The 22,449-nt window shown below is 60.0% G+C and carries 19 protein-coding genes and 2 pseudogenes; 2 read left to right on the top strand and 19 right to left on the bottom strand.

All coding sequences use genetic code 11. The features are described 5' to 3' along the window. Positions 1-4 precede the first annotated feature (4 nt). The 13 genes and pseudogenes from AWB64_RS28500 to AWB64_RS28440 all read right to left on the bottom strand — a co-directional run bounded on the left by AWB64_RS28500 (position 5) and on the right by AWB64_RS28440 (position 15,327). The gene (locus tag AWB64_RS28500; protein ID WP_060858760.1) at positions 5-1,981 is read right to left on the bottom strand and encodes a type VI secretion system Vgr family protein; all 1,977 of its coding nucleotides are present in this window, start codon (positions 1,979-1,981) and stop codon (positions 5-7) included. Then, positions 1,968-4,571 carry a type VI secretion system ATPase TssH gene (tssH, locus tag AWB64_RS28495; RefSeq protein WP_060858759.1) on the bottom strand — a complete coding sequence of 868 codons (2,604 nt, stop codon included), beginning with the start codon at positions 4,569-4,571 and terminating at the stop codon, positions 1,968-1,970. Before tssH ends, AWB64_RS28500 begins: the two co-directional genes overlap by 14 nt. A gap of 2 nt (positions 4,572-4,573) precedes the next feature. Beyond that, complete coding sequence (gene tssG / locus AWB64_RS28490) at positions 4,574-5,611, bottom strand: type VI secretion system baseplate subunit TssG (protein WP_060858758.1); 1,038 nt, start codon at positions 5,609-5,611, stop codon at positions 4,574-4,576. Continuing rightward, positions 5,596-7,452 carry a type VI secretion system baseplate subunit TssF gene (gene tssF / locus AWB64_RS28485; RefSeq protein WP_060858757.1) on the bottom strand — a complete coding sequence of 619 codons (1,857 nt, stop codon included), beginning with the start codon at positions 7,450-7,452 and terminating at the stop codon, positions 5,596-5,598. Before tssF ends, tssG begins: the two co-directional genes overlap by 16 nt. Positions 7,453-7,469: 17 nt before the next feature. Then, positions 7,470-7,994: a type VI secretion system baseplate subunit TssE gene (tssE, locus tag AWB64_RS28480; RefSeq protein WP_082850672.1), complete on the bottom strand. Its 525-nt coding sequence runs from the start codon at positions 7,992-7,994 to the stop codon at positions 7,470-7,472. A 2-nt stretch (positions 7,995-7,996) separates the two neighbouring features. Then, a complete protein-coding gene (locus AWB64_RS28475) occupies positions 7,997-8,488 on the bottom strand; it encodes an Hcp family type VI secretion system effector (RefSeq protein ID WP_060858756.1) in 492 nt (163 codons plus the stop codon). 68 nt (positions 8,489-8,556) lie between these two features. Beyond that, positions 8,557-10,050, bottom strand: a complete 1,494-nt coding sequence (gene tssC / locus AWB64_RS28470; protein WP_060858782.1) for a type VI secretion system contractile sheath large subunit — start codon at positions 10,048-10,050, stop codon at positions 8,557-8,559. Positions 10,051-10,119: 69 nt separating this feature from the next. Next, complete coding sequence (tssB, locus tag AWB64_RS28465; protein ID WP_060858755.1) at positions 10,120-10,620, bottom strand: type VI secretion system contractile sheath small subunit; 501 nt, start codon at positions 10,618-10,620, stop codon at positions 10,120-10,122. Positions 10,621-10,651: 31 nt separating this feature from the next. After that, positions 10,652-11,713, bottom strand: coding sequence for a type VI secretion system protein TssA (tssA, locus tag AWB64_RS28460; protein WP_060858754.1), 1,062 nt, complete (start codon positions 11,711-11,713; stop codon positions 10,652-10,654). A 299-nt stretch (positions 11,714-12,012) separates the two neighbouring features. Then, entirely contained in the window at positions 12,013-12,681 is a 669-nt protein-coding gene (locus AWB64_RS28455) for a YceI family protein (RefSeq protein WP_060858753.1), read from the bottom strand. Positions 12,682-12,715: 34 nt separating this feature from the next. After that, positions 12,716-13,177, bottom strand: coding sequence for a DUF3455 domain-containing protein (locus AWB64_RS28450; RefSeq protein WP_060858781.1), 462 nt, complete (start codon positions 13,175-13,177; stop codon positions 12,716-12,718). Positions 13,178-13,328: 151 nt separating this feature from the next. Continuing rightward, on the bottom strand, positions 13,329-14,096 hold the full coding sequence (locus AWB64_RS28445; protein WP_060858752.1) for a superoxide dismutase: 768 nt from the start codon (positions 14,094-14,096) through the stop codon (positions 13,329-13,331). Between the two features lie 214 nt (positions 14,097-14,310). Then, positions 14,311-15,327: pseudogene (locus tag AWB64_RS28440) on the bottom strand (1-aminocyclopropane-1-carboxylate deaminase). Between the two features lie 169 nt (positions 15,328-15,496). Here AWB64_RS28440 and AWB64_RS28435 point away from each other — a divergent pair. Both AWB64_RS28435 and ppnP read left to right on the top strand, forming a co-directional pair. After that, on the top strand, positions 15,497-16,027 hold the full coding sequence (locus AWB64_RS28435) for an Lrp/AsnC family transcriptional regulator (RefSeq protein ID WP_060858751.1): 531 nt from the start codon (positions 15,497-15,499) through the stop codon (positions 16,025-16,027). Positions 16,028-16,120: 93 nt separating this feature from the next. Continuing rightward, positions 16,121-16,450 carry a pyrimidine/purine nucleoside phosphorylase gene (gene ppnP / locus AWB64_RS28430; RefSeq protein ID WP_060858750.1) on the top strand — a complete coding sequence of 110 codons (330 nt, stop codon included), beginning with the start codon at positions 16,121-16,123 and terminating at the stop codon, positions 16,448-16,450. 65 nt (positions 16,451-16,515) lie between these two features. Here the strand turns inward: ppnP and AWB64_RS28425 are convergent, their stop codons facing one another. The 6 genes and pseudogenes from AWB64_RS28425 to AWB64_RS28400 form a co-directional block, all read right to left on the bottom strand. Further along, positions 16,516-17,349, bottom strand: a complete 834-nt coding sequence (locus AWB64_RS28425; protein WP_060858749.1) for a phosphodiesterase — start codon at positions 17,347-17,349, stop codon at positions 16,516-16,518. Between the two features lie 20 nt (positions 17,350-17,369). Then, positions 17,370-18,428, bottom strand: a complete 1,059-nt coding sequence (locus AWB64_RS28420; RefSeq protein ID WP_060858748.1) for an ABC transporter ATP-binding protein — start codon at positions 18,426-18,428, stop codon at positions 17,370-17,372. Then, positions 18,425-19,297: pseudogene (locus AWB64_RS28415) on the bottom strand (ABC transporter permease); the annotation flags it as partial. The gene AWB64_RS28420 and the pseudogene AWB64_RS28415, both read right to left, overlap by 4 nt. A 39-nt stretch (positions 19,298-19,336) precedes the next feature. Beyond that, positions 19,337-20,161, bottom strand: a complete 825-nt coding sequence (locus AWB64_RS28410) for an ABC transporter permease (RefSeq protein ID WP_060858747.1) — start codon at positions 20,159-20,161, stop codon at positions 19,337-19,339. 10 nt (positions 20,162-20,171) lie between these two features. Then, the gene (locus AWB64_RS28405) at positions 20,172-21,185 is read right to left on the bottom strand and encodes an ABC transporter substrate-binding protein (protein WP_060858746.1); all 1,014 of its coding nucleotides are present in this window, start codon (positions 21,183-21,185) and stop codon (positions 20,172-20,174) included. Next, on the bottom strand, positions 21,182-22,243 hold the full coding sequence (locus AWB64_RS28400; RefSeq protein ID WP_060858745.1) for a substrate-binding domain-containing protein: 1,062 nt from the start codon (positions 22,241-22,243) through the stop codon (positions 21,182-21,184). Before AWB64_RS28400 ends, AWB64_RS28405 begins: the two co-directional genes overlap by 4 nt. Positions 22,244-22,449: the final 206 nt, after the last annotated feature.

The following is a 22,449-nucleotide window of genomic DNA, read 5'->3' as shown; positions in this document are numbered from 1 at the left end:
CTCCTTATTTGGCGACCTTGCGCGATCCGTCATCGGCATCGCGCGGCGGGGTCGGCGGCGGCGGGGGCACGCTGACAGGAACGGGCGGAATGCCGGGGCCAATGGGTATCGGGAAGCTCGACATCTCGATGGTTTCAGGACCGATCAAAATGTACGAAGCTCCGGCACGCAACGCGATGGTCGCGCTCGCCTCGATCTCCACCGCCATGCCCGCCTTGATCTGCACGGCCATGCCAGCGTTGAGCGAATACGCTTCGCCAACGAACTGGTTGTGCGCCGTCATGGTCGCGGCCGTCACGCCGCCGAGCACGCTCGACTTGCTGCTGCCCATCACGGTGTCGTTACGCGTGCCGTTCGTCTTGATGTACTCGCTGCCACTCACGCTCAGGTGGCGGTCGTGTTTCACGTTCATCAGCGCGTCGTGCTTGACCCAGGTCTCATGATCGCGCTCGGCGTGAAAGAACAGTTGTTCGTCGCCCTTGCGGTCATCGAGACGGACTTCGTTGTAGCCGCTGCCGCCTTTGGTCGAGTTGCTCTTCAGCGTGGAGATTGCCGCGTTCGCGGGCAGTTCGTAGGGCGGCATATTGGTGGAGTTGTAGACCGCGCCCGTGATCACCGGGCGGTCCGGATCGCCTTCTATGAACTCGACCAGCACCTCTTGCCCAATGCGCGGCAATTGCATGGAACCCCAGCGCTTGTTGGCCCAGCTTTGCGACACCCGCACCCAGCAGCGGTCGAGTTTTTGCGTACCCGATGACTGCGCAAGCTGCTCCCAGTGGAACTGGACTTTCACACGGCCGTATTGGTCGGTGAGGATTTCGTCGCCATCGGGACCCACGACCACGGCTGTTTGCGGACCCGCCACGCGGGGTTCTGGCGTAGTCCGCGCGGTGCGAAAAGTGTTGTCGGCGCGAATGGCTGTAAAGCTGCAATCGAAGATGGGCAATGTGCCATCGCTCGTCGATACATAGGCATCCGACACAATCTCCGCACGCGTCTCTGTCACCAGATACTGGCGGTCCTGCGCGGTCGCCGGATGATCGCGCAGTCGGATCAGGCCGCCTGGAATGAGTCCGCGCGACGTGCTGCGTGCATCGATGGAATCATTGAGCGTCTGATGGATCTCCACATTCACGCGTGCGAGCCGGTCGCCATCTGCGGCCTTGACGTGACCCGTCAAGTGCTCCTGCATCACATAGCGCGCCGGATCAAAGGGTGCGGCGCGTGTCGCGCGAGAGACCAGGCCGTGACTATTGCTCACCGACGCTTTCTCGAAGTCGTATTCGTTGACTTCGTATCGGCCGGTCTGCAACGTCGCGCCCGATACCCAGCGGTACACGCATTCCTCATCCTGCTCGGGCGTATCCCATGCCTGATACGGAATGGTCTCGTAGTGCGGAATCGGCCGATGTTCGCTGTTCGAATCCGCAAGCACGAGCGTATGCTTGCCACCCGCATATTCGAAGAAATAGTGGATGCCCTCGCGCTCAAGCAGGCGGCTCACGAAGTCGAAATCGGTCTCGCGATATTGGACGCAATGTTCGAGCGGCGGGTAACTCGCGCTACACGCGTTGCGAAAATCGATATCGAACGGTTCGAACACGGACGTCACGATCTGCGGCACTGTTTTCTGATAGAAGAAGCGCCGGTGAGCCGATTGCGTGAGCAACCACACCCTCGGATGCACGACTGCTTCATAACGCGCCATGCGGTTATGCGTGGTGTCTCCCGGCACGATCAGCCGCAACGTGGTGACAATCCCGTTGAACTGACGCTCGCCGCCCGCTGGGTAGTCGAGCGTGACGGAAAGGTTCTGGCCGAGAACATCGCCCGGATCGATGTCGTTTCGCGGGCTCAGGAACGCGAGCTGGAATTCGCTCATGCGGCCAAGCGCTTCAATGGTCGACATGCGCATGAACACAGCCGTGTCGCCGAGCGCGGCGCATTCCATGCGAACGTGGCGAGTATTAGTCGAAGACATAGGTGAACTCCTCCGCTTCAACGCCGACATGCACGCGTGCAAGCGTCTTTCCGTCGATCACGCGCGACAGAAACTCCGTGCTGATACGCGGCAAGAGACTGTTCGTGAGGATCGCGTCGATCATCCGGCCGCCGCTTTCAAGTCGCGTGCAACGCACGGCGATCTGGCCGATCACGTCTTCGTCAAAAGTGAACGGCACCTGATGCGTACGGGTGACGCGCTCCGCAACACGCCCGAGTTGCAGCCGGATGATGGCCCGCAGCATTGTGTCGCTCAACGGGTAATAGGGGATCGTGACCATGCGCCCAAGCAGGGCCGGCGGGAACGTATGCAGCAGTTCCGTATGCAACTGCTCTTCAATGGTTTCCATCTCCGGCATGTGTTGCGGATCGCGGCACAGATGTGCAATGCATTCGGTTCCCGCATTCGTGGTCAGCAGGATCAGCGTGTTGCGGAAATCAATGGAGCGGCCTTCGCTATCTTCCATCCAGCCTTTGTCGAAGACCTGGAAGAACAGTTCGTGCACATCGGGATGCGCCTTCTCCACTTCGTCGAGCAGCACGACGCTATGCGGCCGGCGACGCACGGCTTCGGTCAACACGCCGCCTTCTCCAAAGCCGACGTAACCCGGAGGCGCGCCCTTCAGCAGCGAGACCGTATGCGCTTCCTGATATTCGCTCATGTTGATGGTGATCAGGTTCTGCTCGCCGCCATACAGCAGTTCGGCGAGCGCCAGCGCCGTCTCCGTCTTGCCCACGCCCGAGGTTCCCGCGAGCATGAACACGCCGACCGGTTTGTTCGGATTGTCGAGTCCCGCACGCGACGTGCGAATACGCCGCGCGATCATCTCGGTCGCGTGCCCCTGCCCGATGATGCGTTTGTCCAGAAGCTCGCCAAGCCGGAGCACGTTGTCGATATCGTTCTTCACCATCTTGAGAACAGGCACGCCGGTCCAATCCTGAACCACTGCCGCGACCGCTTGGCGGTCGACGCCAGGCAGGATCAACGGCGCATCGCCTTGATGGTCCGCGAGCAACGCCTGTTGCGTTCTGAGCGCGGCAAGGTCCGCGCCCGGCGCGCCGTTGCGTAGTTGTGCACGGCGCGCGAGGATATCCTTCACGAGTTCACGCTCGGTCTTCCAGCGTGCGTTGAGCGTGGCTAAACGTTGCGTCTCTTCTTCCAATGCCGTTGACGCCGCCTCTTGCCGCGCGGATGTATTAATACCGATCAGGCTTTCGCGCGCGATCACGTCGAGTTCCGTCCTCAACGCAGCAATGCGCTTTTGCGCGTCTTCCACTGCGGGCGGCGTAGCGTGCTGGCTCACCGCAACGCGCGCGCATGCGGTGTCCAGCAAGCTCACGGATTTGTCGGGCAACTGACGCGCCGGAATGTACCGATGCGACAAGCGCACGGCCGCTTCAATGGCTTCATCGAGGATCTGCACGCCGTGATGCTGCTCGAGCGCGTGAGCAATACCGCGCATCATGGTGATCGCGCGCGCTTCGTCGGGCTCGCGCACTTGCACGACCTGAAAGCGTCGCGTCAACGCGGGATCTTTTTCAATGTGCCGCCGATACTCCGACCACGTAGTCGCCGCAATCGTGCGCACCGTGCCGCGTGCAAGCGCGGGCTTGAGCAGGTTCGCGGCATCGCCGGTTCCGGGCGCGCCGCCCGCGCCCACGAGCGTGTGCGCTTCATCGATGAAAAGAATCACCGGGCGCTCCGCCGATTGCACTTCCTCCAGCACCTGGCGCAAGCGCGTTTCGAACTCGCCCTTTACGCCGGCGCCGGCCTGAAGCAAGGCGACATCGAGCGTGCGCAGCGTGACATCGCGCAGCATGGGCGGCACGTCACCGGCGACGATCCGCTGGGCGAGACCTTCGACCACGGCCGTCTTCCCCACACCCGCTTCGCCCGTCAAGAGCGGATTGTTCTGGCGGCGACGCATGAGAATATCGATGACCTGACGAATCTCTTCGTCACGTCCAACGATTGCGTCGAGCTTGTCCGAACGCGCCTGTTCCGTCAGGTCGACTGTGAAGCGCTGCAATGCATCCTGCTTGCCTGAAAGCACTGAAGTTGCCGCTGCTGGCGTGCTGGAAACCTGCACACTCTCCGGCGATCCATCAAGCAGAGTCTCGAAGTCGTCAACGAGGTCATCGAGCCTCACGCGATCGAACTCGCGGGAAATGCCACGCAGCGCATTGCGCAAACCCGGCGTCTTCAACGCACCCACGATCAAATGCGCGCTGCGGACTTTCGATGCATCGAACAACAACGAGCCGTATACCCAGCCGCGCTCAACCGCTTCTTCGAGTTGCGAAGAGATGTCCGTGATCGATGTAGACCCGCGCGGCAATCTATCCAACGCCTCCGTCAGATCGCGGGCGAGCCTGGAAGGCTCGACACCAAAATGCTTGATGATCCGGTGCAGGTCCGAGTCGGGCAACTCGAGCAGTTGATGCATCCAGTGCGCCAGTTCCACATACGGGTTGCCTCGCAGACGACAAAACGTCGTGGCGCTTTCCATCGCGCGATAGCTGAGCGTGTCGAGTTTGCCGAACATCACGGCGCGGCTGATTTCTGCCATGGTTAATCCTGTGCGAGAGTCTTGACGCGGCCACCGGGACCGAGGGGTTTGAGTAGGAGTTGCGTGGCGTCGGTTGCAGCCGGACGCGATAGCAGCCAGGTCGTGTAACCAAGACGCTGATGCCGCCCGAGTGCAAGAAGCGGGACGTCGGCGCGACGCAGTTGCAGGTTCAGATCCCATTCGAGCGGGTCGCGCACGTAGTTGCGGATCCAGTCGGCGAGGCGCACGAGGCTCGCGCCGCCCGGAAGAAACCGCTGATAGTCGGCCATCGAAAGCGGCCCGAGTGCAACGCGAAACTTGTGCTGCCGGTCCCACGCGCGAGCGCCGAGCATGGTGCCGAGGCCCAGACGGCCGCTTTCGTCAGCGGCGCCGAGACGGCTCAGCGAGCGCGCCGGAAAGTCGATCCAGTGCCCGACGTTCTCCTTGACCTCCACCGGGACGTTAAAAAAGCGCATCAGCACGAGACGCAAGCCCGCGGCGTGACGTGTCGGACCGCTGAGCACGCCGGCAAAATGAAGCTTCGCAAAATCAGGGATGCTGTCGCGATTGCGCAGCGCCGGTTCACCCAGTCCGAACGTGCTGCCCACATAGGCCGAAAACCGGTCACCGTTGTTCCGGTCGAGACTGACAGTCGGCTGCGCCACCGCCCACGACCGATAAAAAAGCGACGTCATGCGATGATGGAACACGTCGAGAAAACGCGCGAAGGTCGGATCGCCTGCGTTGCGCGACCGGTCGCGGATGTACTCGGTGAGATGCGTGGGCATCGGACCATTCGGGCCCAGCAGTCCGAAGAAATTCACAACGAGCGTGGGCGCTGTCCTGGCGTCCTCGTTCACGATGAAATTGCGCAGCGTGGCCGGAAAAAAGATGAGATCCGGTTCCTGGCCAAAGCGCACCGCGTCATCGCGCGGACGCAAGGAAGAACCCACGCGCGGCAAGCGCGGATATGCGCATTCGAGCAAACGCACGGCCTGGAAAAAGTCGAAGCGCGTGGCATCGGCGGAAAGGCGGGCGAGGACAGTCACAGCGTTTTGCATAGTCCGCTCCCCGGTGCCCATCGCATGATTTCACCGCGCGCCGCGCTCGTGACCACCGTCTCGGTGAACGAATTCAGCGACACGTATTGCGTGAAGAAGCGCGCCAGCACGGCGCCAAAAAGAAACGCGCTTGCACCCTCGAAAGCGGTTTCATCGATCAGCAGGTTGATCTCAAGACCGCGGCCGAACACAATGGGTCCGCGCGACGGCAAACGACGCGTAACCGGCTGCGTATCTATGGAGCGAAGGCCGTCCACCTGCCTTGCCGCAGCGCCGTCACCGGCAGGCGCATACAGGCCGAGCAAATCGCGCATGGCTTGCGCGCCCTGACCGTCGTTGCCATCCACCAGCGACGCATAGTTCAGCGACAAGTGGCTCAACAGGCGCCACGCGACCGGACCTTCCGCATACGACGGCAAAGGCCTGCTCGGACCGGCAATGCAACGCGCGCTGAGCACCGGTACTTCCAGATCGACGGTGAAATCGGTGGCGCTGTCCCCAAGCGGCATGGTCAGCGTCAGGTCGCGATTGGTGCACAGCACGCTCAGGCCAAGCTGATGAAGCTCGCCGGGATATGGGGCGTCGGTTGTATCGACAAGCGCGATAAAGGTCTCGCTGCCAAGATAGTTCGAGCGCACGCCGCGTTCATTTTGTCGCGAAGATGGCAAGCGTTTCTCGCGGCGTACCTGGTAAAACGCACCGACGCCCGAGTCGGGAATGCCCATGTCCCGTGCGCGATAAAACGGCTGAAATGGCAACTCCGCGCCGCCGCCTGCGCGATATCCGGTTACGTCCTGAACCTGATAAACCTCGAAATCCATCGGCCGCGTGCGGTCCACCACCACGTGATGCTCGAACTGCTCGCCGGTCACTGCAATGCGGTCAGTGCGACGCGGAAACAAGTTGATGCACGGCGTGCAGTGCAGCGCGAAATGCGATGCATCGACAAGCTGTTCAAGCGCCTGATCCGCGCGCGAGAGCAACACGATCAACTCGATTTCATCGCTGTTGCAACGGGCCATGTGCGGCTTGAGCCCATCGATGGAAACAAACATGAAGCGCTGCGCAAACGCGAAATACTCCTGCAGCAAGCGATAACCGGGGAACGACTGGCTGCTGACGGGGAGCAAGGCTTCGTCGTCGGAAAAGCCTAGCGGCCTGATGGAGGATGCTGGCAACAGCTTGCCTTCAACAACCACACCGAGCGTGGAGCCGAGCAGCAACTCGTACAAACGCGCTGGCAATCCCTCTGCGCCACGCAAATAAAGCGGCAGATTATCCAGCGAAATATCACCGATCTTCTGGTTGTTCAGCGCCCGCAAGCGCAGACGCAAACCCGCCTTGACGCCACGCGGCAAGGTCACGTTCACACCGCCAAGCGTTCCCGTATGCGTGAACATGCGCGCTTCGGTCAACTCGATAGGCCACATGGTGATTGCATGCGCCGTTCGAAATTCGCAACGCGTGGAACTGTCTCCATCGAGCCGTCCGTGCAGCGCCGTGCCACGCGGAATCTGTACCCCTTCGGGAAGCGCCGGATGCGTCATGTCCGGTTGTATCTCCACGATCGTCATTGCCGGCGTGGGCGCAAGATAATGCGGATACACAAGCTCGGCCAGATGCTGCGTGAAGCGCGGAAACTCGGCGTCGATCTTCATCTGCACGCGCGCCGAGAGAAAGCTGAAGCCTTCCAGCAAGCGCTCAACGTAAGGATCGGCGCACTCGAAGCTTTCAAGCCCCAGCCGTCCCGCGACCTTGGGGAACGCCTTCGCAAATTCCCCGCCCATTTCACGGACGTGCTGAAGCTCCTGGCTGTAGTACTCAATCAGTTTTGGGTTCATGGTTGGGGCCTTGTGTTTCAGCGCGTATCCGCTTGCTCGGATACGTTGACCTTCCCTGCTTCGAGGTCGAGTTCGGTCCGCAAATAAAGACGTTCAGGCACCGGATGGGCGTGCAAATCCCCTTCCACGATGAACGCAATGGCGTTGTGTTGCCCCGTGGTTTCGCCCGATTGCACCGCCCGCACGCGCAATGTGCCGGGAAGAATTCGCGGCTCGAACGCACGGATGGTGTCGGCCATCAGGCGCTCGATCTGCACTATGTCGATGTTCGACGCGCTCTTGCCCGCAAGGTCGGAAAACCCGAAATTCAGCACCGAATCCGCGACGCCAGGAAAGCGCCCAATGTCCTGTGATGACGATATTCCCTGCGCATTCAGGAGCCATCCAAGATCGCGCATCACGCTCTGGCGCAACGCACGAGCGGAACTCGCCCGCTGTTCCCGTACTTCGCGGGTCGCCTCGGGCTCGTGATCGGTGAGACGTTCGAGCAGCGAGGGCTGGATGCGCCCCGCATTGCGCGCGATCGTGGGCGGCTTCGTCACAATCAGGCTTCCGCGTTAGCAGGGATATTCCACTTGCTTTCGACCACGCCGCCCAATGCCGAGCCGGACGTCGGATCCTGTTGCTGATAGCTCACGTGAAATTTCTCGAAGTTGAGCGTGACGGTCTCCGTGAAACGATCTTCTCCGTCCGAACCACCTGTCGCGTAGTTCGTGACCAGCACTTTTTCCATCTCGATGATGTAGTACTCGAGCGGCTTCGTTCCACCGGCCTTGCGTACCGTCAGCTTGCCGGTCGGATAGTGCTTGCCCGTGGTACATGCCGTGACAATGGACGGCGTGGCGCGGTCCGTGTATTTGGTGATCGAAAGGTCGTGGACCGCAACCTTGCCTCCGCCACCGCCCGTACCGAGGTGCATTGTTCCAGACTGGCTCATGCCCCAGCTCCACGAGAGGATGTCGATCTCATCCTTATGTACCGAATCCAGCGATTCGCCCTTGACTGTACCGAGATCCAAGAAAATATCGACTGCCATGATTTGGTTTCCTAATTAGATTGTTGCGTTAAAAAACGTACGGTCTTTACCCGATGAACCAAAATTGATTACGCGGCTTTTGCTGAAGGAAGCTTCGACACCAGACGCAACGAGACCGTCAGGCCCTCAAGCTGATAATGCGGACGCAAGAAAAACTTCGATGTGTAGTAACCCGGGTTGCCTTCCACTTCTTCCACGACCACTTCTGCGGCAGCCAGCGGCCGGCGGGCCTTGGTGAGTTCCGATGAGTTCTCCGGATCACCATCCACGTATTGAAGAATCCAGTCCTGCAGCCAGCGCTGCATGTCATCCTTCTCTTTGAAGCTGCCGACCTTGTCGCGCGCAATACACTTCAGGTAATGTGCGAAACGGCCGCAAGCAAACAGATAAGGCAAGCGCGCTGCCAGATTTGCATTGGCGGTTGCGTCGGGATCTTCGTATTCGATTGGCTTGTTCAACGATTGCGCGCCAATGAAAGCGGCGAAATCCGAATTCTTCTTGTGCACGAGCGGCATGAAACCGTTCTTCGCCAGTTCTGCTTCGCGGCGGTCGCTGATTGCGATTTCAGTCGGGCATTTCATATCGACACCGCCGTCATCGGTCGGGAACGCGTGAACCGGCAGATTCTCCACCGCGCCGCCCGACTCTATGCCGCGAATCCGCGAGCACCAGCCATAGGTCTTGAACGAGCGGTTTATATTGACCGCCATCGCATAGGCTGCGTTTGCCCATGCGTACTTCGACGCATCCGCGCCAGCCGTATCTTCTTCGAAATCGAACTCTTCAACCGGGCTCGTCTTCGCACCATAAGGCGTGCGTGCGAGGAAACGCGGCATGGCAAGACCAATGTAGCGCGAGTCTTCAGAGTCGCGCAGGGAACGCCATGCGGCGTGTTCCGGCGTCTGGAAGATCTTGGTGAGGTCGCGAGGATTGGCGAGTTCTTGCCATGAATCCATCAGCATCACCGCGGGATCCGCGCCGGCAATAAACGGCGCATGTGCCGCTGCGGAAATCTTGCCCATCTGCGTCAGGAAATCGACGTCCGGGCCGCTGTTGTCGAAATAGTAATCCGCTACCAGTGCGCCATAGGGTTCGCCGCCGAACTGACCATACTCTTCTTCATAAAGCTTTTTGAAAAGCGGGCTTTGATCCCATGCAACGCCCTTGTACTTGCGCAACGAGCGATGCAGATCATTCTTCGAAATGTTGAGCACGCGCAGCTTGAGCGTCTCGTCGCTTTCCGTGTTCGTCACGAGATAGTGCAGGCCACGCCACGCGCTTTCGAGTTGCTGGAATTGCTCGGTATGCAGGATCACGTTCACTTGCGCGCCAAGCTTTTCATCGATCTTTGCAATCAGCGATTCAATGGTCGCGAGCGCGTCGTCGGATACAAGATGCGTGTCTTGCAGCACTTGTTCCGCGAGCGTGCGCACAGCGCTTTCAACGGCTTCCTTGGCTTTGTCGGTACGTGGCTTGAACGCCTTTTGCAGGAGTCGGCCAAACTCGCCGGATGCATCCGCCTCGGCTGTTTGCACTTCTTGCGGGTTCGCCGGTTGCTGCATGTTGTCGCTGGCTTCTGCCATGATTGTTCCTCCTGGCTTGCTGGTTGATGAAGATTGGGACCCGGAAGATCACTCTTGCGGCTTGGGCGCTGATGCAAGCGCGCTGAGAAGAGCCGGATCTTCGAGCAGCTTGCTGACCAGCTTTTCCGCGTCGGTCTTGCCGTCCATATAAGTCAGCAGGTTTTGCAACTGACTGCGTGCCTCGAGCAGTTTTGCGAGCGGCTCTACCTTGCGGGCAATTGCCGCGGGCGAGAAGTCATCCATGCTTTCGAAGGTCATGTCCACGCCCATCTTGCCGTTGCCGGTCAACCTGTTCTCGACCTGCATGGCAACGCGCGGCTTCATGGAACGCAGGCGTTCGTCGAAGTTATCGATGTCGATCTCAAGAAACTTGCGGTCGGCTACGGGCTGCAGCGATTCTTCGGGTGTCCCCGACAGATCGGATAACACGCCCATTACAAAGGGCAGATTCACCTTCTTCTCCGACCCATAGACTTCGACGTCGTATTCAATCTGCACGCGCGGCGCACGATTGCGCGCGATGAATTTCTGACTGCTTTCCTTAGCCATATTCCTGTTCTCCAGTGATGAATCGAACGAGTTATTCGGATGCCGGCACGCCGGCCGCCCCAACTACGCTGGTCAGTTGAGCCAGCCCTTCGGGTGCAAGGTCCTTCAGCAGGTCGACAAACGACTTGTCGACCAGTCCACGCGCACGCTGCAACAACAAGGGCACGGGACTGGATGGTTCGTGGCGCGCGTAGTAGTCGCAAAGCCGGTCGAGCATGGCGATGACATCGGCGCGTGTCGCGAGTTGGTGTGTCGACGGTACTGCGGCATCCACTATGGCCGATAGCTGCCCAGCAGCAAGCGTTTCGGGTTCGGGTGTCTTGTCGATATCCAGCTTCGACAGGCACTCGCCAATCAGCGATTCGCCTCTCCGCAATGGCGTCTTCAAGGCGGAGAGATCCAACGCCTGCGCCATGCCAACGTGTTCCGTCAAGACAACTTCAATCCGCTCGGCGTGCGCAAGCGCGGCGCTGAACGAGGCCTTGAGCAATCTCGCGTGATCAATGGCGGCCGTGATTGCCGCTTCGATTTCTGCGAGGCTCATGACGGCCCGGCCCGGGGGCGCCGTCATGTCGCCATTCGCATAAGACCAGTCGCGCAAGGTGACCGGCAACGTTTGCGAGGAAAGCTGGGGAAGCAACGGCGTGTCGAGAAGCTCGTCAAGCACGCCCGATTTGTCCACGAACGCGGCGAGCGCATTGATGCGGGCGGTTGGATCGTTGTTGTCTCCGGCGTCAAGTTGCGGATGGACATGGTGCCAATGCTGCTGCAGGAGGCCATGGGCAAGCGCGAGTCCATCGGCAAGTCCAGCAACGCCGACACTTGCAAGACGCGCTCGCGACAGGTACGCAACGACCCTCAAATCACGGCTGCGCGACATCAACTCGGCGCACAAGGTATTTGCCGCTTTCCAGTCCGGCGGCACGGCTGCAACAATGGTCTTCCCGTATTCCGCTTCCGGCTTCCCGTTCACCGCTTCTTCGAGCAACCGGAATGAAGGGTCATATTCGAGATCGACACCGCAGGGAAGCGTTGTGGATATGTCCTCGAGCCAGCCGGCCCATTCGATATGCGTGATGAATTCAAGTGTCATGTCGGGACTTCGGAACGACTCGGTTAGGTAACTCGTCAGGCAACGATCAACGCGCCTCTTACCTAACAGAACATCCTGAGCCCGGGTTTATTCCGATTCGATTTCCTGCCGCTTCATTCAAAATGTTTCTGAATGAAACAAGCGTTCCTGGCCGCGATCGAATCGCGTAAGTACACGCCACGCAATAGACTCACAGTGCGAACAGCGTGCTGGTGAAGATCGGATTACTAACCTATTTGAGCAATAAAAAAAGCGCGCCTGGACCGAAGTCCACGCGCGCTTTCAGACACAGCATTGGCTTACTGAGACGTTGCCGGCTTATCTTCGGCATCGAACTCCGCCTGGATTGCAACATGCACGTCGTCGCCTACTGCCGGATACCACGTCGACAATCCAAATTGGGCTCGGCTGAAGTGACCATCGGCGGAAAAACCAAGTGTCTCCTTCTTCGTTAGCGGATCCTTCGCATGTCCGTTGAAGGTCACCGCCAGCGTCACGGGACGGGGCGTGCCACGAATGGTGAGGTCACCGGTCAACTCACCCTTCTGGTCGCCCGTGCGTTTGAATTGCGTGCTGACGAAGCGGATAGTCGGATACATATCCACATTCAGAACGTCGTTGCCCTTGATCATCTTGTTGAGGATCGGAACGTTGGTGTCGAGACTGTTTGCGTCGATAGTCGCTTCCACCGTACTTTGATCCAGGCCGCCCGCGTTCCAGTTCAACTGCGCATCGACCTTGTCGAAGCGCATGACGAAGCGTGAATACTTGAAGTGATCGACGTCGAAGCTGACATTCCAATGATGCGCGTCGAGCTGATAGCGCCCGGCGGGCACGCTCGCCTCATCCGGCGATACAGAATGCGTCACCACGCCGATTGCGGTGCAGGCGGACAACGAGATCAATCCCGCCACAAGCAGTCCAGCGCGAATGGTATGCAAGCTCGATAACAATCTGGATTGAGTCATGGTTGTCCTTGGAAAAATCAGCACGCCGTTTTTGCTACTTGTAGAAAACGTAATTCGTCAGGTACGGTGAGCTGCCTGCCTGATGTTCGGCCGTACATGCACTGGCCGGCATCAAGCCGCCGACAGTATTGATGCGCTGAACAAATCGAATACTGGACAGCGTTCCGCTACCACCCGTACTGTGCGTCTCCAGCAACAACTGCGCAATGCTTGCAGGCGTGTTGCTCGGCGCTTGTGCAATCACATGACCGACTATACGGCTGCCGTCTTCCGCTTGCCATGACGGGCCGGCCGCGTGCTTGATTACAGCTTGCCCACTGGTATCGTAAAGCGTTGCGAGCGGGCTCTTGAATACCCACGCCAAGTGATGATCTGCATCGTACTCGCACGAATAGACCTGCACGCCGGAAGCGGTCGTCGCCATCACTTGTTCCGCTTGTGGCGGCTCAATGGACGACGCGGCCAGCGCAGCGGAACACGCGGCCATTGCTGCCATTGCGGAAATGAATAAAACAGCCTTGCGGCCCGCGCGCCTGGAACGAATCAATAAAATGGACATGAAATTCCCGCCTGAATAGTTGCCGGTGAACTACAAACCATGCGCCGCCTTGCGTGCCTTCACATTGCTTGCGCGACGCCCCGCACGATCAAACCCGGTCCAGATTTGCCGATGCAAACGCCCAGTTCAAATGCTGCGAAACCGTTGCGACCAGATAGTCCGGGCGGCGATTTTGATAGTCCAGGTAATAGGCATGTTCCCATACGTCCACGGTCAGAAGCGGTGCGAGACCGCGCGTGAACGGTGTTTCCGCGTTGCTCGTTTTAACCACGGCAAGCTCGCCCTGATCCACGACGAGCCAACCCCAGCCGCTGCCGAATTGCGATGCCGAGGTCGCAACCAATGCCTTGGTCAACGACTCGACAGAACCGAATTTCCGCGCAATGGCCGCCTGAAGTTTCTCGCTTGGCTGCGTGGCGGCCGGACTCAGGGAATTCCAGTAGAAGTTATGGTTCCAAGCCTGCGCCGCGTTATTGAAAACATCGGCGAGATTGGGCTGGTCATGCGTTTGCACGATCAATTGCTCAAGCGACGCCTGAGCCAGCGGCGTGCCGGCCAGCAGCTTATGCAGATTGTCGAAATACGCACGATGATGCTTGCCATAATGAAAGCTGATGGTACGTGCCGAAATGACCGGCTCAAGCGCATTTTCCGCGTATGGGAGCGGCGGCAGCGTTTGCGGCGACGACCCCAGATAAGCCGGCACGACGCCAAGCGTTGGCTTGGCTTCGGCCTGCATTTTGCCGGACTTGTCTTGCGGCGTGGCGCCGAAAGCAAGCTTTGACAGCGCCGCGCCAGCTGACGCCAGCATTCCAGTTGCAATCAGGCTACGGCGGGAAATGAGCGAGTTGAGCATGGTGGAACCCGTAAGTGTGAAGTAGTTGCAGCCGTTACCGTTTTGGGTTTTTCCTGGCTGCCTTGACACAACACCTCACACTCCGGGTCTATTCCGTTGCTTAAATCCAATTCGCTTTTGCATTTCCGGCAGCATTCATGCCTTACGAAACGCGTGGCTTGCTTCAGCGTACAGCTTACAAAACGGCTGGTCGAGCCGATTTATTCCCTTGCTCTTAGCCCTCGCGAAAGATGAAGCTGTACGCATTGAGCGCCGGCACGCCGCCCAGGTGCGCATAAAGCACTTTCGATCCCGCCGGGAATTCACCACGCGTGACCTTGTCGATCATTCCATGCATCGACTTGCCTTCATATACGGGATCGGTCAGCACGCCCTCGAGCTTTGCGCATAGCCGGATTGCGTCGAGTGTGCCCTGATTCGGCAGACCATATTCGGGGCCGCCGTAACGCTCGTCCAGGACAATATCGCTTGCCGTGATGTCGCGTCCGAGTTCCACCTGCTCCGCCGTCTTGCGTGCGATCCGGTGAATCTGTTCGCGTGTCTTCTCGGGCTTGGCCGATGCATCGATCCCGATCACACGATCCGCGCGGCCATCCGCCGCGAACCCGACGACCATGCCCGCCTGCGTGCTGCCCGTCACCGAACACACCACAATGTAATCGAACTTGAAACCAAGCTCCGCTTCCTGCTGTCGCACTTCCTCGGCAAAACCAACGAATCCAAGGCCGCCCAGCGGATGATCCGAGCATCCCGCCGGAATGGCATAAGGTTTCCCGCCCGCCTGCCGCACGCTTTCCAGCGCGTCTTCCCAACTCTTGCGAAAGCCGATGTCGAAGCCGTCCGCAACGAGCCGGACATCGGCGCCCATGATCCGCGACATCTGGATGTTGCCCACGCGGTCGTACACGGCGTCCGAATAGTTGACCCAGTTTTCCTGCACGAGCACGCATTTCATGCCCAGATGCGCGGCGACGGCGGCGACCTAGCGCGTCTGGTTCGATTGAATTCCGCCGATTGACACCAGCGTATCGCATCCCTGCGCGAGCGCTTCAGGAACCAGATATTCGAGCTTGCGGGTTTTATTGCCGCCGAATGCAAGGCCGCTATTGCAGTCCTCACGCTTGGCATACAGTTCGACCTTGCCGCCAAGATGGTCCGATAGACGCTTGAGCGGCTGGATTGGCGTGGGGCCGAACGTCAACGCATGCCGCGGGAATTTCCTGAGATTCATATGTCGCTCCTGTGATCAGCCAAGTCGCCGCAACCATTTGCGCCGATACGCGCCGATACGAATAGGGTAGAAAAATTCGCCGAAAGCGGTGTTGCAAAGATAAATGCATTATTTTTATTAGCGGGCTTTAATCGGGTACTTAGCTTAATTAACGTTCGGAGAATTGCTGATGAACGCAACAAAAGTTCGTTCTGGATTGGGTCGAAGTGCGAAGAACGTTGAGCCGCTTGAGCGCTCAGGCGATGAGGTTGACCGCGTCGACCGGGCAATCCTGCGGCAATTGCAGCGCGATGCATCCATCTCCAATGTCGCGCTTGCGGCCAAGGTCAATCTCAGCGCGCCAGCTTGCTTGCGTCGCGTGGAAAGGCTCAAGCAGGCGGGATTCATCAGCGGGATCGTCGCTTTGCTTGCGCCCAAGAAGCTCAATGCCGGAATGCTGGTGATGATCGGCGTGGTGCTGGATCGATCGACGCCCGAGTCCTTTGCCGCTTTTGAGAAAGCCGCGCAAAAAGTTTCGGGGTGTATGGAATGTCACGTGGTGACAGGTGAATTCGACTACTTCATGCTGATCCGCACACGGGACAGCGAGAGCTTCAACAAGCTGCATGCCGAACAATTGCTTTATCTGCCGGGCGTACGGCAAGTGCGCAGTTTCATGGTGCTCAAGGAAATCTTGTCCACTACCAGCTTTCCCGTTTGAATCTGCTCGGTCTCGCAGTCAAGCTAAACGACATGGTCTCGCGGCACGATTAGAATGTCCTCGGCACATCAACCACAAAAAGGATTCTTACGCATGACATCGGACACGACAAACACGCAATTCGACAACGCCTCGGTCATCAAGCGCGCGAATATTTACTTCGATGGGAAATGCGTATCGCATACCGTTCTGCTTGGCGACGGCACGCGCAAGACGCTAGGCGTTATTTTCCCCGCATCGCTGACATTCTCGACGCAAGCCGCCGAGCAGATCGATGTCAACGCCGGACGCTGCCGCGTGCGCAATCCGGGCGAGGACCAATGGCGCGATTACGGTCCGGGCGAATCGATCGCGGTGCCGGCAAATACGAGTTTCGATATCGAGGTGATCGAGACGCTGGATTACGTCTGCCATTATTTTTGAGTTTTTGGCGGAACGTGACCGTGGTTGGACGCGTCCGATCGTCAGGTAAAGGGATGCCTCTTACCCTAATCCACCAGCGCCCCGTCGTCATCGAAAAACGGATACGGTCCATCAAACCGCTCCACATACGCGTGATGTGAGACCAGCCCGACATCGGCGTTCCAGTAATGCAGTGCGAACGCGCCGGGCTCGAGCACGAACCGCGAGGGCGCGTCGGCGTGAAGGTCCAGCACGACCTGATGCGCGGTCGATGGCGCTATGGATGCAATCGTTGCGCCAAAACGCCGATGCACCGGCCGATGCACATGTCCGCACAACACGCGCTCCACGTTCGGATGCCGTGATATCAACGTCGCAAGCTTCGCCGCGGCTTCGGCATCGAGCGCCATATCGTCCATATGCCCAATACCGGTCGCGAACGGCGGATGATGCAGCGCCACGATGACCGGCCGGCCACGCGCCTTGTCCAACTGCCGTTCGAGCCATTGCAAGCGTGCGTCGCACAAGGTCCCCGGGCTTGCACGAGGAATCTGCGAATCGAGCGCGATGATCCGCAACTCGCCCAGGTCGAACGCGAATTGCACGAAGTCGGTACCTGTACCCTCTTTCTGCAAATAATCGGTGTCGAAAACCTCGCGCAGCGCAGCCCGATCGTCGTGATTGCCGACCATCAAATACACCGGCATCGTCAGCGGCTTCAAACAGTCGGCCACATGCCGATACTCGTCCACCGTCCCGAAGTCGGTCAGGTCCCCGGTCACCAAAACTGCGTCGGGCCGCGGACTCATCGTGTTGAGACGCTCGACGCACTTGCGCAGGCAGGCAGCGGTATCGACCTTGCGATACGCCAGCGCGCCCGGAACCTTGATATGCAGATCGGAAATTTGAGCTAACAGCATGACAACATTCTCCTGATGTTTTAGTGCAGTGCGACCCAGCCCTCGTCGCGTACCGATATCCCTACCATGGTCCCCTGCGCCAGTTCCACGCGGCCTGGGACATCGACGATCAAGGCATCGGCGGCGGCATCCCTGATTTTCAGGCGCGTGCGTTCGCCCAGGAACACCGCCGACTCAACCGTGCCGCGTAATTGCGCGGACTCGGGATTGACGAGTTCGGCGTCTTCCGGCCTGAAGAAAACTTCTGCGCGTGCGCCATTCGGGACACGTAACTGCGCAACAAGTCCCTTTACGTCGATCGTGCCGCCGGAGGCGATCAACGCATCATCGCGGCATTCTGCCGCCACGCGATTCAACGTGCCGATAAACTGCGCGACCGCGCGCGTCGCCGGCCGATAATAAATTTCGCGCGGTGTACCGCATTGTTCGATCCGTCCCGCGCTCATCACCACGATACGATCAGCAAGCGCCATCGCCTCGGACTGATCGTGCGTGACATAAATGCTCGTCACGCGCAGCTCGCGCAACAGCGCGTTCATCTCGGCGCGCAAGGTTTCGCGCAGGCGTGCATCGAGCGCGGTCAAGGGTTCATCGAGCAACAATACGCGCGGCCTCGGCGCCAACGCGCGCGCGAGCGCAACGCGCTGACGTTGTCCGCCCGACAACTCGGTAATCGGCTTGTCGGCGTGCGCGGTGAGTTCTGTCATCGCCAGCAATTCGTCGACCCGGCTACGCGCCGCCGATGCATCCACCTTCTGAATCCGCAGACCATAACCCACGTTGCCGCGCACCGTGAGGTTGGGGAACAACGCGTAGTTCTGGAACACCATGCCAACCTGACGGCGTTCAATGGGCAGCGCGGTGACATCGTCCGCGCCAAAGCGGACGTGGCCGCCCGCATCGGGTTTTTCGAGCCCGGCGATCAGGCGCAAGGTAGTCGTCTTGCCACAACCGGATGGCCCGAGCAGAACGAGCGTTTCGCCGGGTTCTATCGACAGATCGACGGGTTCGAGCACGCGTTGTCCGCGGAATGTTTTCGCGCATCGGCTGAGGGTGACGGGAACGGCTTCGAGTCTCATCGCGCGGTCTTGACGGTTGGGGTTTGAACAGGCTCGGCTTCGGCAAGCGCGGGCGCACGCCGCAACGCACGCTTGCGCTTCGCCGCCGCGCGAGCACTTTGCGCACCGGCGGGATCGACGCCGAGCCACTGCATCGCGATCAGCAACGGCAGGGTCATCAACAAGAAAAGTATCGTGTACGCGCTGCCGATTTCAAGCCGCATGGACGCATATGCATCGGCGAGTCCCACGGGCAGAGTCTTCGTATCGGGCGTATGAAGCATCCACGTAAGATTGAATTCGCCGATAGACAAGGTCAGCACAGCAAGCGCGCCGGCAACAATGCCGGGCCGCGCATTGGGCAACACAATGGTGAGAAAACGCTGCATGAAAGATGCGCCAAGACTCGCCGCGCCTTCTTCCATTGTGCGCAAATCCGTTCCGGCGCACACGGCTGCGACCGAGCGCACCATGAACGGCAGCGTGAATACAACATGTCCCGCCACAATGAACCACATGCTCGACCGGAAGGCGCTCCATCCGCCATACACGGACAGCAGCGCGAGCGCCGTGGCAAGTCCGGGCAACGCGATCGGCAAGACGAGCAGTTCTTCAACCCACCGCGCCGAGCGGCTGTTGCTGCGCGCAAGCGCATAGGCAGCGGGCACGCCTATCGCAAGCGTGATAGCGAGCGTGGCGAGCGCGATCTCTATGGATAACCACACAGAGCCCTGGTACATCGCCCATACCTGTCCGAGCCACTTGAGCGTGAGTCCGCTCGATACCCCGCGAAAGTAATTCACGGTCAGACCGGCCATGACCGACATCACAACCGGCACGACCATGAACGCAACGAGCGCGAGCGTGACAATGACTTGCCCGGCCACGAGCAAGCCGCGCGGCTTCATGAATTCAGGCATCGCGCAACCTCACGCCGTGGCCGCGACAGTCGCGCCCGTGAGGCTGCGCGCGACCGCGAGCACGGCCCACGTCACAAGGCCGAGCACGATGGACAAAGCCGCCGCCGTCGCCAGATTCGCGTTGAGGGTGAACTCGGTGTAGATGGTCATAGGCAAGACGTCGAGGTCGGTGGCGAGCGTGAACGCGGTGCCGAATGCGCCCATCGCGGTCGCGAAACATACGGCGCCCGCCGCGATCAACGCGGGCATCAGCGCGGGCAGGACGACATCGGCGAAGATCCGCCAGGGCGACGCACCCAGCGAACGCGCCGCCTCTTCCAGCGACGCGTCGAGCTTGGTTGCGGCCGCCATGACGGTCACGATCACGCGCGGTATCGAGAAATACAGGTAGCCGAGAAACAGGCCGCTGAGCGAATACGCGAACACCCAGCGGTCGCCCGTCAGCCGTGTCGAGATAGCGCCAATCAAACCCTGGCGCCCCGCGAGCATGATCACCATGAATCCCACCACCACGCCCGGGAACGCCAGCGGAAACGTCAGCAGCGCGACCAGCAAGCGCTTTGCCGGTACATCGCGGCGCGCGAGAAACAACCCCGCCACCGTCGATAATGCCAGCGTCACCGCCGTCACCGCCACCGACAACGCAATCGTCGCGGCGAGGCTATGCAGATATCGCGCATTGGTCAGGACCTCGCGATACGCGGTGAACGCATTCGGCACGGCGCTTGCCTGCAGCAGCGCCACCAGCGGCAGCAGCCAGAACGCGATGAATACTGCGAGCGCCGGTGCAAGCATTGCAATGCGCGCGCGCGTGGAGAAGGTGGAATCCTGCATGGCTGAAATGTCAGTGCATCACACGAAGATATTCTTCGCCGAATGCGCTTTGTTTCGCGGCCATCTTCGCGAAATCCACGTCTTTCGCACGCGCATAGTCGGAAGCTGGCAGGAACTTCGCGGCAACGTCGGGAGGCAACGCAGCGCCGCGCACCGGACGCAGGAACGCGTTGGCCCAAAGACGTTGCCCTTCGTCGGACAGCACGAAATCAAGCACTTTCTCGCCATTCGCCTGATGCGGCGCGCCTTTCACAAGGCTCATCACATACGGCACGACAATCGTGCCCTCCTTCGGAATCACGAACTCCACGTTCGCGTGATCCTTGTATTTCGCACGATAAGCATCGAAGTCATAGTCGAGCAGGATCGGAATTTCGCCGGACATCACGCGTGCGTAGGCGGTCTGCTTCGGCACGATCGGCGCGTTCGCCTTCATCTTTGCGAACCAGTCGAGGCCGGGCTTGAAGTTGTCGAGCGTGCCGCCGAGCGCCTGGTTCACCGCGACCGCGCCCGCATAGCCCACGAACGCCGACGACGGATCGAGATAACCCACCATGCCCTTGTATTCGGGCTTCAGCAGATCGGCCCACGAACGCGGCACGGGCTTGCCATCGAGCGCGTCCTTGTTGACGAAAAAGCCCAGCGTGCCCGAGTGGATTGCGAACCAGTAACCGTTCGGATCCTTCATGCCTGCAGGGATATCGTTCCAGTGCGCGGGCTTGTACGGCTGCACGAGATCCTTGTCCTTCGCCTGGAACGCCGACGAAACGCCGAGATACACCACGTCCGCAATCGGGCTCTTCTGCTCGGCCATCATCTGCGCGATCGCCTGGCCCGAATTCTTGTTATCGAAGGGTACGCGAATGCCCGTTTGCTTCTGGATCGCTTCAATCTGGCTCGCCCAGTCCGCCCATTCCGGCGGGCAGTTGTAGCAGATCGCGGTGCCTTCGGCATGGGCCGCGCCGGCCGCGCAGAAGGTGGCCGTCGCTGCGAGCAGCGTGGCGAGGACTTGACGGATTTTCATGCAGGGTTCTCCGGTTCGAGAGCGGCCATCCGGGCCGCGGGTTCGATATATGACGCGATAGTCGCGCCGATTCGCACGCTATGAGGCAACTTGAAGGCAATGGGGTCGAGCGCGTCATCCGGGTCGCCGGGCAAGCCCAGTTGCTTCGCAAGACGAAGCCACGCATGCCGGCCAATCTCCCGATTCGGCGTGGCGACGCTGGAAAGCGCGGTCGATAACCACTCGCCAAGCGGAATGCCGTCGAAGCCAAGCACGGAGATATCGCCAGGCACGGACAAGCCCGCGTGACGCAGGCCGCGAATCACGATCATCGCGAGGCGGTCGTTGCTGCAAAAGAGCGCGGTCGGACGGCGCAACGGGTCGGAGAGATGCGCGAGCAGGCTCGGCGGCAACTCCTCGGCGTTGAAATCCATTTCGAGCGGCGCGTAGGGCGTGAGGCCGGCGTCGAGCATCGCGTTCTCATAGCCGCGATACCGCAAGCGCGCGCGGTCGGATTCCGCGAACGATCCCGCCAGCATCAGCACGCGCTTGTGGCCGCGCTGCAGCAACGCGAACACGCCATCGCGAGCAGCCCGCCGGTTATCCACCGATACCGCCGCGCGGCGCACCGTGTCGTTATGCGCGAGCACATACGGCAAGTGGATGCGGTCGAGTTCGTCGAGCAGCGGATTGGATTCCGCATCGGCCACGGTCGCGATCAGGCCGTCCACGCGTTGCTCGCGCAAGGTCTCGATGGCGCGGCGTTCACGCGCGCTGTCATACGCGGTCGTCATCAGCATCAGCCGGTAATCGCTGGCGGACGCGGCTTCATCGATACCTTGCAGCGACTCCGCGAACACCGGATTGGCGAGCGTGGGCACGATCACGCCGACGAGCCGTGTGCGCACGCCGCGAAGCTGCCGGCCGCGTGCGCTCGGCATGAAGTCGAGCGCTTCAATGGACTCGCGCACCTTCGCGAGCGTCTCGGCATTGAGCAGCTCCGGCGTGTTGAGCGCACGCGATACGGTGGCAATGGACACGCCGGAATGCGCGGCGACGTCCCTGATGGTTGCGTGCATGACCCGGTTGTCCGAAAAAAATGAAAACGGTTACAGCGCCACGAATTATCGGAGCGCTGTGTGACGCCGCCATGACCATGCACTGCCAGCATGTCATCTTTTTGGAACCCGCCCTTACCAACTCTTTCTGCTTGTTATGTGGAAGTAACCATGACGAAAGCGGAGCGCCTTTTGGGGTTCATGTGCAGGTGTTCCAATGCGGACGG

Origin of the sequence: Caballeronia sordidicola, from assembly GCF_001544455.2 — a bacterium.
GTDB lineage: Bacteria > Pseudomonadota > Gammaproteobacteria > Burkholderiales > Burkholderiaceae > Caballeronia > Caballeronia sordidicola.
This window is presented reverse-complemented; position numbering and strand designations above follow the sequence as displayed.